The sequence below is a fragment of the Micromonospora sp. WMMD1076 genome (assembly GCF_029581475.1).
Lineage (GTDB): Bacteria > Actinomycetota > Actinomycetes > Mycobacteriales > Micromonosporaceae > Micromonospora > Micromonospora aurantiaca.
In genome coordinates, this window is record NZ_CP120862.1 from 4,613,922 (window position 1) to 4,626,311 (window position 12,390).

General features: G+C 73.9%; 13 protein-coding genes. 8 read left to right on the plus strand and 5 right to left on the minus strand.

Going from position 1 to position 12,390, the window contains the following annotated elements:
• Positions 1 to 10: 10 nt before the first annotated feature.
• A complete protein-coding gene (locus O7622_RS21920) occupies positions 11 to 1,213 on the plus strand; it encodes a cytochrome P450 (RefSeq protein ID WP_282310064.1) in 1,203 nt (400 codons plus the stop codon).
• 4 nt (positions 1,214 to 1,217) lie between these two features.
• Here O7622_RS21920 and O7622_RS21925 read toward each other — a convergent pair whose 3' ends face one another.
• Entirely contained in the window at positions 1,218 to 2,627 is a 1,410-nt protein-coding gene (locus tag O7622_RS21925; RefSeq protein ID WP_282310065.1) for a condensation domain-containing protein, read from the minus strand.
• A 65-nt stretch (positions 2,628 to 2,692) separates the two neighbouring features.
• Between O7622_RS21925 and O7622_RS21930 the strand changes: the two genes are divergently transcribed.
• The 3 genes from O7622_RS21930 (at position 2,693) to O7622_RS21940 (ending at position 5,067) form a co-directional block, all read left to right on the plus strand.
• Positions 2,693 to 3,373, plus strand: coding sequence for a 4'-phosphopantetheinyl transferase superfamily protein (locus tag O7622_RS21930; protein ID WP_282310066.1), 681 nt, complete (start codon positions 2,693 to 2,695; stop codon positions 3,371 to 3,373).
• A gap of 86 nt (positions 3,374 to 3,459) precedes the next feature.
• Positions 3,460 to 3,741 (plus strand): phosphopantetheine-binding protein, encoded by a 282-nt coding sequence (locus O7622_RS21935; protein ID WP_030268419.1) that lies wholly within the window; start codon positions 3,460 to 3,462, stop codon positions 3,739 to 3,741.
• Between the two features lie 12 nt (positions 3,742 to 3,753).
• Entirely contained in the window at positions 3,754 to 5,067 is a 1,314-nt protein-coding gene (locus O7622_RS21940; RefSeq protein WP_282310069.1) for a glycosyltransferase, read from the plus strand.
• A gap of 35 nt (positions 5,068 to 5,102) precedes the next feature.
• Here the strand turns inward: O7622_RS21940 and O7622_RS21945 are convergent, their stop codons facing one another.
• From O7622_RS21945 to O7622_RS21960, 4 genes are all read right to left on the minus strand, one after another.
• Positions 5,103 to 6,341, minus strand: a complete 1,239-nt coding sequence (locus tag O7622_RS21945) for a beta-ketoacyl-[acyl-carrier-protein] synthase family protein (RefSeq protein ID WP_282310071.1) — start codon at positions 6,339 to 6,341, stop codon at positions 5,103 to 5,105.
• A 65-nt stretch (positions 6,342 to 6,406) separates the two neighbouring features.
• On the minus strand, positions 6,407 to 6,667 hold the full coding sequence (locus O7622_RS21950) for an acyl carrier protein (protein ID WP_013286876.1): 261 nt from the start codon (positions 6,665 to 6,667) through the stop codon (positions 6,407 to 6,409).
• Positions 6,668 to 6,763: 96 nt separating this feature from the next.
• Positions 6,764 to 8,017, minus strand: coding sequence for a cytochrome P450 (locus O7622_RS21955; RefSeq protein WP_282310073.1), 1,254 nt, complete (start codon positions 8,015 to 8,017; stop codon positions 6,764 to 6,766).
• Between the two features lie 77 nt (positions 8,018 to 8,094).
• Positions 8,095 to 8,307: a hypothetical protein gene (locus O7622_RS21960; protein ID WP_282310075.1), complete on the minus strand. Its 213-nt coding sequence runs from the start codon at positions 8,305 to 8,307 to the stop codon at positions 8,095 to 8,097.
• 195 nt (positions 8,308 to 8,502) lie between these two features.
• Here O7622_RS21960 and O7622_RS21965 point away from each other — a divergent pair, with 195 nt between their 5' ends.
• The 4 genes from O7622_RS21965 (at position 8,503) to O7622_RS21980 (ending at position 12,368) form a co-directional block, all read left to right on the plus strand.
• Positions 8,503 to 10,530, plus strand: coding sequence for an FAD-dependent oxidoreductase (locus tag O7622_RS21965; protein ID WP_282310077.1), 2,028 nt, complete (start codon positions 8,503 to 8,505; stop codon positions 10,528 to 10,530).
• 64 nt (positions 10,531 to 10,594) lie between these two features.
• Positions 10,595 to 11,671, plus strand: a complete 1,077-nt coding sequence (locus O7622_RS21970) for a class I SAM-dependent methyltransferase (RefSeq protein ID WP_282310078.1) — start codon at positions 10,595 to 10,597, stop codon at positions 11,669 to 11,671.
• The gene (locus O7622_RS21975) at positions 11,671 to 11,982 is read left to right on the plus strand and encodes a hypothetical protein (RefSeq protein WP_120569453.1); all 312 of its coding nucleotides are present in this window, start codon (positions 11,671 to 11,673) and stop codon (positions 11,980 to 11,982) included. Before O7622_RS21970 ends, O7622_RS21975 begins: the two co-directional genes overlap by 1 nt.
• On the plus strand, positions 11,982 to 12,368 hold the full coding sequence (locus O7622_RS21980) for a hypothetical protein (RefSeq protein WP_282310079.1): 387 nt from the start codon (positions 11,982 to 11,984) through the stop codon (positions 12,366 to 12,368). The genes O7622_RS21975 and O7622_RS21980 overlap by 1 nt, the downstream gene beginning before the upstream one ends.
• Positions 12,369 to 12,390 lie beyond the last annotated feature (22 nt).

The following is a 12,390-nucleotide window of genomic DNA, read 5'->3' on the forward strand; positions in this document are numbered from 1 at the left end:
GGAGTCGCAGATGACGCAGGAGCCACCGGCCATCCCGTACCCGCTCGCACCGGCTCCGACGATCTACCACCCGTCGCCGGACTACACCCGGATGCGGGAGACGTGCCCGGTGGCCCGGGTCGAGCTGCCCGACGGGGCGTGCGCGTACCTGGCCACCCGGCACGCCGACGTACGCCGGGTCTTCACCGACCAGCGGTTCAGCCGGGCCGCCGCGGCCGGCCCGAACCGCCCGACCCGGGAACTCGGCTCGCTCGCCGAGGACTCGCTGATCGGCATGGACCCGCCGCGGCACACCACCATGCGCCGGGCCGTCTCGCACGCGTTCACCGTCCGCCGGGTGGAGGAGCTGCGCCCGCGGGTGGCGGCGCTCGTCGACCGCATGATCGACGACCTGGAGGCGGCCGGGCCGCCGGCCGACCTGATCACGCACGTCTCCGGTCCCCTGCCCATCTCCGTGATCAGCACGCTGTTCGGCATCCCGGAGCGGAACCGGGAGCGGGTACGCCAGTGGTCGGACGCGCTCGTCGGCGACTGGGACGCCGACCCGGACGCGCCGCGGGCCGCGCTGGAGGCGTTCCGCGAGCTGATCGACGAGCGGCGGCGCGAGCCCGGCGACGACCTGATGAGCGCGCTCATCACGGTCTGGGACGACCACGACGACCTGACCGAACGGGAGCTGGTGTCGGTCACCGCCGGAATCTTCGTGGGCGGGCACGAGACCACCACCAACCAGCTCAACCTGTTCCTGCTGGTGCTGGCCCGCCATCCGGAGCAACTGGCCGGGCTGCGCGGCGACGATCCGGTGGCGGTGGCCCGGGCGGTCGAGGAGCTGTCCCGATTCATCCAGCTCGGCGACAACGGGGTGCTGCTGCCCCGGGTCACGACCGAGGAGGTGGAGCTGGGCGGCGTACGCCTGCCGGCCGGTGCCGCGGTGCTGCCGGCGATCGCGTCGGCCAACCGGGACGCCGCGGTGTTCCCGGGCGCGGACACGCTCGACCTGACCCGCGTGCACAATCCGCATCTGGCGTTCGGCGCCGGCCCGCACCACTGCCTCGGCGCGGCGCTGGCCCGGATGGAGTTGCAGGAGGCGCTGGGCGCGCTGCTGCGGCGGCTGCCAGGGCTGCGGCTCGCTGTCGACGAGGCGGAGCTGCGGTTCCGGCCGGGGCTGGTGGTGCGCAGCCTGGAGTCGCTGCCGGTGACCTGGGACCGGTGACCGGTCAGCCGGCCGCCGACCCGGGGACGACCCGGGTCGGCGCGGCGGGGTCGAGCGCCGCCTCCACCGCCACCTCCTCCACGCCGCGCAGCAGCCGTTCCGCCTGCTCCTCGGTGAAGCAGCCGAAGTCGAAGATGACCTGGAGGTGGACCGTCTCCGGCTGGTCCTCGACGGTGATGAAGACCTGCTCGGGCAGGTGGTCCAGCGGGCCGTCCCAGACCAGGAACGTCTCGTCGGCCCGGCGGCGGATCCGCTCGGCGGTCACCGGGTCGTCGTGCAGCCCGCCGTCGGCCGCCTGCCGGGTGGTCACCCGCCGGTCGTTGATCCGGCAGCTGATCCGGGCCGGGTACCCGCGTTCGGCGTCCAGCCGATCCGAGACCTCGGCGAGCTGCGCCGGGTCGTAGTAGGCGTACTTCCCGGCGGAGACCGCGGCCCGGCGGGCACGCGCCACCACCTCGTCCACTGTGGTGTCGGCCGTGTCGACGCGGAGCACGCCGTTCTGGCTGAGCGGGGCGATGGCCTCGGCGAAGCCCGGCCGGAACCGGTTGCCGACGATGAGCTTGGCGGTGAGCGGGCTGACGCCGGTGGCCCGGCCGATCGCGATCGCGATGACCGCCAGCAGCACGCGCGAGGTGTCCGTGCGGGTCCGCGCCGCGATGGCCCGCACCGCCAGGTACGCGGCGGGCGAGCTGAACCGGCCGTGCCAGTACCGGTGGCCCCGACGCCCACCGGCCGCCGGCTCGCCGAACGTCAGCGGCGGGACGTCCCGCAGGTGTTCGGCCCAGTGGCGCACGGCCCGGTCGCTGACCCGGCGCAGCGGCGGCGTCTCCTCCCGCCGGCCCAGGTCGAGGATCTGCACGGTACGCGGGTCGGCGACCCGGCGGACCGGCCGGCCGGCCAGGCCGAGGTCGGCCAGGACCAGGGACGTCGCGGCGCCGTCCACCACGAGGTGGTCGATCGTCAGCACCCGGTGCACCAGCGCGCCGCGGTGCCGGATCACCGCCATCCTCACCGACCAGTCCCGGTAGAGGTCGTAGTGGCTCAGCAGGCGGGCGTGGCCCAGGTCGTAGGCGAACGCGGCCACGTCGGCCGGGTCGGCGTCCTCCGGTACGTCCACCACGTCCAGGACCGTCTCGCCGCTCGCCGACACCACCTGGCACGGGCCGTCGCCGGCGCCGGCGCCGAGCCGCATCCGCAGCGCCGGGTGCCGGGCCATCAGCGCGGCGAACTCGGCCGCCACCTGCTCGATCGTGACACCCGCGGGCATCGGGTGGGCACCGCTGACGTTGTGCGTCCAGCCGGTCTCCCGCATGTCCTGCATGATGGCCTTCTGCCCCCAGGTCAGGGGCGCGGTGCCGGCGCCCGGCCCGGCGAACGACACGGGAACCTGGGCCTGGACCGTCTGCGCGAACACCCGTTCATCAGAGCAACGCGTATCGTCGCGTGTCAACGTAATGGCGCACGGTTACGCTGCCGTCCATGCGGGACGCCGTCCGGGTCTGGATCGTTCCGGTGGCGGTGCCTGCGGACGAGCTGGCCCGGTACCGGGCGATGCTCGACGCGGACGAGCGGGACCGGGCCGCGCGGCTCGGCGCCGGGGCGCTGCGGGACCGGTTCACAGTGGCGCACGGCGCGCTGCGGGTCCTGGCCGGGCGCGCCACCGGCGCGCCACCGGCGGCGCTGACCTGGCGCCGCGGCCGGTACGGCAAACCGGCGCTGACCGGCCCGTGGAGCGGCCTGCACACGAGCCTGTCGTACTCCGGCGACCTGGTGGCGGTCGCGCTCAGCGAAGGCCGCCCGATCGGGGTGGACATCCAGCACGTCGCGCCGGGCGGTGACCCGGTCTCGGCGTCCGCGCGCTTCTTCGACCCGCGGGAGGCGCGGCACGTCGCCGCCGGACCCGACCACGCCGGCCGGGCGCTGCGGTTCACCCGGCTGTGGGCGCGCAAGGAGGCCGCGGTCAAGGCGGCCGGGGGCCGCCTGTGGCCCAACCTCACCGTGCCGGTGCACCGGGGCGACGTGGTCGAGTGCGTCGAGCCGGCCGGCCCGCACCGGCTCGCCGACCTGCCCACACCCGCCGGGTACGCGGTGGCGGTCGCGCTCGCCGGTGAGCGGCGGTACGCCGTCGAGTGCCACACCGGCCCCGGTCACGATCGGTGACGATCGTCGCACCCGTTGACACCTGCCGATGTCCCCTGTTCTGATGACTCCATGCCGACGCGCATGATCGACTCGTGGGACGCCCGGTGCTAGAACACGACGCGCCGGCCGACGCGCCACCCCGTGACCAGGTCGTGGACCGCCTGACCGTGTTGCTGACCCGCATGCTCCGGCCGGACGCGCCGGTCACCGAGCAGACCCAGCTGATGGACGACCTCGGCCTCAGCTCCTCGCTCGGCCTGGAGCTGCTGCTGTCGCTGGAGGACGAGCTGGAGATCCAGATCGACGTCGAGGAGCTGGACGAGGATCGGATGGCCACGCTGGGCGACCTGGCCGACTACATCACCGCCAACTCCACCCCGCGCTGAGCAGGCCGAGAAATGGACCGGCCCGGCCTGAGCGTGGTGGTGCCCGCGCACGAGAACGGCTCCGCGCTCGACACGACGCTGCGGTCGCTGACCCGGCAGACGCTGCCACCCGGCGACTTCGAGGTGATCGTCGGCGACGACGGCTCGGCCGTAGCGCTGGGCCCGGTGGTGGACGCCTACCGGGACCGGCTGCGGATCGACTACGTCCGCAGCGAGCGGAACCGCGGCCGCAGCGCCAACCGCAACGCGGCGGCGGCCCGGGCCCGCGCGGACACGCTGATGTTCCTGGACGCCGACACGGTGGCGCATCCCGGGCTGCTGGAGCGGCACCGCGACTTCCACGCCAGGCGAGCCGGCCGGCCCGGGGTGCTGCTCGGGCAGCGGTACGACCTGGACTGGGCCGGCGCGGACGCGCTGCGCCGGGGCGAACCGGTCGCCCCGGCGATGCTCGACGCCGAACGCGGCGATCCTCGACTGGAGGACATCGCCCTCCTGCAGCGGACGGACGACTTCCCGAGCGCGCCCTGGGTGCTGGGCCTGACCCACAACGCGTCGGTGGACCACGAGTCGTTCCGGCGGGTCGGCGGGTTCGACGAGGCGATGGTCAAGTGGGGGTTCGAGGACCTCGACTTCTTCTACCGGGTGTTCCACCTGCACGGCGCGCCGCCGGAGCTGTTCCGGCTGGACGTCGACGCGCTCTCGTACCACCTGCCGCACTTCCGCAAGACGTCCAACGGGCTCGCCTCGATGGACAACATGAAGTACCTGCTGCGTAAGCACCTGCGCTACGACGTCGAGGTGCTGTACGGGCTCAACACGTTCGGCCGGCACCTGGGCCGGATCCGGCTCTACGGCCAGGCGATCGAGGCGTACCGGGCGGGTGGGCTGGGCCGGCCGGACGTCCTGCCCGCGTCGCTGCGCGAGGAACTGGCGGGGAGCGCGGCGCTGGTCGTCGGCAACGGCGTGTCCGCGCTGGACCTGGGCGCCGGGTCGCACACGTACGACCACGACGCGCCGGTCGGCGAGACGAACTCCCACCTGCTCGGCACCGTGCTCCAGCAGTTCAAGGCCGGCGCGCTGGACGTGATCGTCAACGTCGACATGTGGCGGTGCCTGCTCCCCGAGGACCTGCCCGCGTTCCTCACCCGGGGGCTGCTCAAGGCCGACCGGATCGAGCTGGCCGCCACCCGGAGCGGCCCGGACCAGCGCGCCCTGCTGCCGGTGCCGCTGGTCGCCGACCTCGACTACGTGGCCGAGATGCTGCGCCCGCACTTCACAGTCGCCGTCGCCGCGTCCGACACCGCCACGGTGATCACGCTCCGCTGAGATCCCGGCCGACGCCGGTCGGACGTGCCCGCCGCTCAGGCGGGCCGGGCCAGGACGAGGCTGACGTTGTGCCCGCCGAAGCCGAACGAGTTGGACAGCACCGCGTCCACCGCCGTCTCGCGTGCCCGCCCGCGGATGTGGTCGACCTCGCCGTCGCGCTCCGGGTCGTCCAGGTTGTGCGTGGGCGGCAGCAGGCCGTGGCGCAGCGCCTCGACCGCGACGGCCGCCTCGATCATACCGGAGACGCCGAGCATGTGCCCGGTCACGCCCTTCGTCGAACTCAGCGGCGGCGGGGCGGCGCCGTAGACCTCGGCGAGCGCGGCCAGTTCGGCGGCGTCCCCGGCCCGGGTGCTGGTGCCGTGCGCGTTGACGTACCCGATGTCGGCGGGCAGCAGCCCGGCGTCGCGGACGGCCATCCGCATGCACCGGGCCGCGCCAGCGCCGTCGGGGCGCGGCGTGGTCGGGTGGTGGGCGTCGTTCGTGGCGCCCCAGCCGAGCACGTCGGCGTGCCGGTGGGCGCCGCGAGCGGCGGCGTGCGCGGCGCGTTCCAGGACGAACACCCCGGCGCCCTCGCCGAGGACGAGCCCGTTGCGGCGGCGGTCGAAGGGACGGCTCGCGGCGGCCGGGTCGGCCCAGCCGCGGGCCAGGGCGCGGGCGTTGCCGAACGCGTCGGCGAACGTCGGGAACAGCGGCGCCTCGGCGCATCCGGCGAGCACCACGTCCGCCTCGCCGGCGCGCAGGATGCGCAGCGCCTCCCCGATCGACTGCGCGCCGGCGGCGCACGCCGTGCCGATCGACGACGTGTAGCCGTGGATGCCGAACTTGATCGCGATGCGGGCCGCGCCCATGTTCGGCAGCGTCCCGGGCAGCATGTACGGGCTGACCCCGAACCGGCCCCGCCCGGCGCGGGCGAGCACCTGCTCCTCCAGAGTGGACAGACCGCCGACGCCGGAGACGACGACCGCCACGCGGTACCTGTCGACGTCGTGGCCGATCCGGAGTCCGGCGTCGGCGAGCGCGTCCTCGGCGGCGCGCAGCACCATCACGATCGACCGGTCCACGACGCGTGACTCCGGGCCGGGCAGCACGCTAGCCGGGTCGATCGCCGGGGCGAACGCGGCGACGTCGACCACTCCGTGCAGCGGATGGCCGGCCGGGGGCCGGGAGAGCCCGGACCGGCCGTCGCAGACCGCGTCGAACACCTCGGCGGCGGTCGCGCCGACCGGGCTGACCAGTCCGATCCCGGTGACGGTGACCGGTTCGCGCACGCTCACCGGACCCGCCGCGCCGGCGTGGGCGCCGGGACGCCGCGCGGCCGGGTGCCGTGCCCCGACATCGGTCAGTGCGCCGAGGCCGGCGCGATGCGCGCCGCCACCGTCCGGCTGAACTCGCCGACGGTCATCATGGCGAGGTCCTCCGCCTCGTCGTCGTCGAAGGCGACCCCGAACCGGTCCTCCACGCGTACGGCCAGCTCGGCCAGGCCGAGGGAGTCCACGTCGAGCCCGGCGGGACCGAAGACGGTGTCGTCGTCGACGTCGGAGACGTCGTACTTCATCTCGGTGAGTGCGGCGAGGAGGAACGCGCGGATCTCGTCGGTCATGTCCGGTGTTTCCCTTCCACGGTGTCCTGGCGGCGCGCTCGACCTGCTCGACGGAACCTGTGCGGCGCGGAGCGGACACTCCGCGTAGCATCGACCTTACTCGATCAGGTCGGTTTGGCAAGACATCCGGTCGGTCAGCCGTACCGGCAGCCGGTCGTACCCGCGCAGCATCAGCGCGCGGCGCGGGCCGGGCTCGGCGGCCAGCGCCGGGAAGCGGTCCAGCAGCCGGGGCAGCACCAGCCGCCCCTCGGCGCGGGCCAGCGTCGCCCCGAAGCAGTAGTGCGGCCCGGCGCTGAACGCCAGGTGCCGGTTGTCGGCGCGGGACGGGTCGAACCGGTCCGGGTCGGGGAAGCGGCGCGGATCCCGGTTCGCGGCGCCGGTCAGCACCACCACCGTCCGGCCGGCCGCCACCGGCAGGCCGGCGACCTCGGTGTCCTCGGCGGCGTACCGGACCGCGAAGTGCACCGGCGGCTCGTACCGCAGGATCTCCTCGACGTACGACGCGGCCAGCGACGGATCGGCGCGCAGCGCTTCCCGGGCGTCCGGCCGCTCGGTGAGCAGCACCAGCCCGTTGCCGAGCAGGTTCGCGGTGGTCCGGAACCCGGCGTTGTACATGATGATCAGGTTGGCCAGCAGTTCGTCGGAGGTCAGCCGGCCGGGCTCGTCGTCCAGGCCGCGCAGCAGCGCCGAGACGAAGTCGTCGCGCGGCGCCGCCCGGCGCGCGGCGACCAGGTCGGTGAAGTACGCGGTCAGCTCCGCCGCCGCGACGTTGGCGGTCCGGACCTCGCGCATGGACCGGCGGCCGATCTCCAGCACCGCGTCGAACGCGCGGACCCGGGACGGGAACCACTCCCGGTCCGCCTCCGGCACGCCCAGCAGCTCGCCGATGACGTCACTGGGCAGCCGGAGCGCGAAGCGGGCCATGAAGTCGACCGGCCGGCCGTCCGCGCCCTCGGCGGCGAGCCCGTCGAGCAGGCCGTCGGCGATGCGCCCGATGGCCGGCTCCAGCGCGGCGACCCGGCGCGGGGTGAGCGCCTGGGAGAACAGGTGCCGGATCCGCAGGTGGTCGCCCTCGGCGGCGTTGAGCATCGACGACTGGAGGATCCGGATGACCTGGTGCTCGCGCCAGCGCACCCCGGCCCGGTCCAGGTAGTCGGCGCCGAGCACCCGGAAGACCGGGTCGCGCAGCACCCGGTTGACCGCGTCGTATCCGTGCACGACGAGCGCGTGCGGGTCGGCGGGCCGCAGCGCGACCGCCTCCCCCGCCTCTTGCAGCCGGGCGTAGAACGGGTACGGGTCGCGCCGCACCTCGTCACCGAGCAGTTCGTCGAGGGAGATGGTGACGCGCATGGCCGCTCCTCGCGGGATACCGGGTGCCGCGACCTTAGACTCACCGCCGCCGATGTGTCCACGCGCGACTGTCGCGGTCAGCCCGCAGGCGTGGCGCAGCCGTCCCCGCGTACGCCGGCGAGCATGTCGGCGGTGGTCGTCAACCTGATCGTGTACGCGATCGGCCGCGCCGCCGGCGGCAGCTTCCTGTTCAGCGCCGACGACCGGCGGGTCGAGGTCGACGCGGTGACCGTGGCGGGCTTCAGCGCGTGCCGTTCCTGCCGGACGGCCCGAACGATCGAACGACGCATCGACAAACCTTGCCGGCTTGCGTTCCGCCCAGCGGAACAGCAGGTCAGAGGCAGTACGCCGGGACAAGTTACCGATCGGTAGCCCGTTGACGGAGACCGGCGTCACCCCTACCGTTCCACTCAATCGAACGGCGTACGGTTCATCCGAACGCTCTCGGCCCCGCCGAGTGCGGCCCGAAACAGGAAGTTCGAGGCATGGCTGACGACAAGCTTCTCGCTCTTCTCTCCCCCACCAGGCTCGGTCGTCTCACACTGCGGAACCGGGTCTTCGTCCCCGGCCACACCACCAACTTCGGGCTGAACAACGTGCCCACCCGCCGCCACGTCGCCTACCACGCGGAGCGGGCGCGCGGCGGCGCCGGCCTGATCATCACCGAGGCGATCCGCGTGCACCCCACGAGCGCGGGCCGCAGCATCAGCCTCGGCAGCTTCGACGACTCGTCGATCCCGGCGTACGCAGCGGTGACCGAGGCCGTGCACGAGCACGGGGCACGTATGTTCGCCCAGATCATGCACGCCGGACGGCAGGCCAACGGCGACGCGACCCGTACCGCCGCCTGGTCCTCGTCGCCGGTGCCGTGGGCGGCCGGCTCGCACGTGCCGCACGCGATGGGACGCCGGGACATCGCCGTCGTCGTCGCCGCGTTCGCCGCCGCCGCGCGGCGGATGCGCGAGGCCGGCTTCGACGGCCTCGAGGTGCACGCCGGCCACGGCCACCTGCTCCAGCAGTTCCTCTCGCCGCACACGAACACCCGCGACGACACGTACGGCGGCAGCCTCGACAACCGGATGCGCCTGACCCGCGAGGTGCTCGCAGCGGTGCTCGCCGCCACCCCCGAACTGCCCGTCGGGCTGCGGGTCAGCGCCGACGAGTTCCTGCCCGGCGGCCTCGACCCGGCCGCGGTGCTGGAGATCGTCGGGAAGCTGCGCGCCGAGTTCCCCCTCGCCTACGTGCATGTCAGCCACTCCGCCTACCACGGCAGCTGGTCGCTCGCGACGCAGATGGCGGACATGAGCTTCGGCCACGCCCCGTTCCGGCACCACGCGGCGCTGTTCAAGCAGGCGTTCCCGGACCTGCCGGTGCTCGCGGTGTGCCGGCTGGACAGCCTGCCGGAGGCCGCCGAACTCGTCGCCGCCGGCGAGGCCGACCTGGTCGGCCTGGCCCGCCCGCACATCGCCGACCCGCACCTGGTGCGCAAGGCCGAGCAGGGCCGCCAGCACGAGGTACGCGCTTGCCTGGCCTGCAACCAGGGCTGCATCAGCCGTCTGGAGACCAGCCTGCCGATCTCCTGCGTGGTCAACCCGGAGGTCGGCGCCGAGCGGGAGTGGGCCGAGGCATGGCCGGAGCTGCCCGGGCCGTCCGGCGCGCGGAACGTCCTCGTCGTCGGCGGCGGGCCGGCCGGGCTGGAGGCGGCCCTCTCCGCGCACCGGGCCGGGCACCGGGTGACGGTGGTCGAGGCGCGCGACCACCTGGGCGGACAGGTGGAGGTGGCCGCGCGCGTACCCGGGCGGGAGCGGCTCGGCCTGCTCACCCGCGACCTGGCCCGCGACGTGGCGGCCACCGGCATCCCGGTCCGGCTCGGCCACCGCGCCGGCGTCGAGGGCGTGCTGGCCGGCGACTACCAGGACGTCGTCCTCGCCACCGGCTCCCGCCCCGCCCGTCGCGAGCTGCCGGGCGGCCCGCCGGTGATCGACATCTGGCAGGTCGTCGACCACCTGGCCGCCCCCGGATACCGGCCCGCCGGCACCGTCGTCGTGCTCGACGACGAGGGCACCTGGTCGGCGGCCTCGGTCGCGGAGGCGCTCGCCCGCCGGGGCGCCCGCGTCCACCTCGTCTCCCCCACCGCCACGGTGAGCGCCAAGATCACCACGTACTCGCGGCTGGCGCTGCTCAAGCGCTTCGCGGACCTGGGGATCGCGGTCCACCCGATGCGGACCGCCCGCGCGGCGGGTGCCACGGCGGTGGCCCTCGGCGGCCCGCTCGCCGGCGGCGAGACGATCGTCGAGGACGTCACCACAGTCGTCGACGGCGGCTCGGCGCGGGCCGCGGACGAGTTGTACCGGCAGCTCGACGCGCTGCCCGACGGCCCCCGCATCCACGTCGTCGGCGACGCGAACGCCCCCCGCACCGCCTTCGAGGCCGTCTACGAGGGACGCATGGCGGGCGCTTTCCTCGGCGCCTTCGACACCGCGTCCGCCGGACGCGTGCGGTACGCCCACTGACCCGTCCACCCCGGTCGCGGCGTACCGCAGGCCGGACCTCCCCCACCTGTAGAGGAGACAAGGCATGTTCGATGTCGAGGAGCGCCTCACCCTGGATGAGCGTTCCGCCGTGGACTTCGTCCTCGGCCTGCGCAAGCGCTGGGCGGACACCGTCTACCCGGCGCTGCGCGAGGAGTACGGCACCACCGGGGCGTCGGCCACCACAGTCGCCGACGCCGGTCAGGTGCTGCGCGGTCTCCCGCTCTACCCGTGGTTCAGCCACCTGGAGCGGGTGCAGCAGAAGATGCTGTGGAAGGTCGCCGGCGACGCGGTGCTCAGCCGCCGCGAGGAGCTGACCGACCAGCTCACCTCGCTGCCCGAGCAGCCGACGGGCTCGCTGGAGCTGAACCCCGACCTGGACCTGCCCGACTGGTACACCGACTACGACATCCACATCCAGCCCGGCAGCTTCTTCTCCGACGACATGTCGGCCTACGTGTACGAGTTCGGCGCGCGCATCGTCATGCTGCGCGACAACGACGGCTACAAGTTCCACACGCTGTTCGCCAGGACCGCGCTGCCCGAGGTGCCCGCGGCGACCCGGATCGTCGACATCGGGTGCGGCTTCGGCAAGAGCACCCGCCCGCTGCCCGCCAGGTACCCGACGGCGCAGGTGATCGGCGTGGACCTGGCCGCGCCCGGTCTGCGCCTGGCCCACGCCGAGGCCGAGGCGACCGGAGTGGCGATCGACTACCGGCAGGCCGACGGCCGGTCCACCGGCATCGAGCCGGGCAGCTGCGACGTGGTCACCGGCACGATGGTGCTGCACGAGATGCCGGCCGCCGCGGTCCGGGAAACGATCGTGGAGGCCGCGCGCCTGCTCAAGCCGGGCGGCTCGCTGCGCTTCCTGGAGTTCATGCTCACCGGCGACCCGCTGCGCGACGCCACCGTCTACGAGCACGCCGAGCGCAACAACGAGCCGTTCTTCCACGACCTGTTCGGCGCGGACCTGATCGAGGTCTGCACCGAGGCCGGTCTGACCGACGCGTCGTGGACCCCGTTCGACGAGCGCCGCAACGGCGTCCAGCCGCAGGGCTGGGGCGACCGTCCCGAGTGGCACTTCCCCTGGGCCGTACTGGCCGCGACCAAGCCGGAGGCGTGATGAGCACCGAGTTCGACTACTTCGGGGACCCCAAGGTCGGCAAGCTGCTCGACCTGGTGCTGCAGCTCTCCACCGAGCTGCACGTGACCCGCCAGCGGGTACGCGTCGTCGAGGCGCTGCTGGTCCGTTCCGGCGCGCTCACCGCGGGCGCCGTCGACGGGTTCGTCTCGACCGAGGAGGAACAGCGGGTCCTCGACCGGGAGCGGGACGAGCTGCTGGCCCGTCTCATGCGCATCCTCACCGAGCACGGCCCCGCGGAGCACCCGCTGCGGGACCAGTGGGAGGCGGCCCTGAGCGAGAAGACCGGCTGATGAGCACACCGGACGCGCCCGGCCTGATCGACAGGTACCTGCAACTGTGCGAGGACCGCGAGCTCGGCGAAGCAGGCCGCTTTCTCGCGGCGCAGGCGCGGTTGGTCTTCCCGGGCGGCCGGGAGTACTCGTCGCTGCGGGAGATGGCGGCCGCGTCGACCGGAACCTACCGGTGGGTGCGCAAGCACCGGGACCGCTATCTGGTGGGTGACGCCGACGGGCGGGTCACCGTGACCTCGCTCGGGCGGCTGTACGGGGAATGGCTCGACGGCACTCCGTTCGAGGACATCCGCTACGCGGACGTGTTCGTGCTCGACGGCGGACTGATCGTCGAGCAGCACGTCTACAACGATCTGGCCCTGGTCGCGCAGCAGCGCGACGCCTGACCGGCACTGGTCGCGCAGCAGC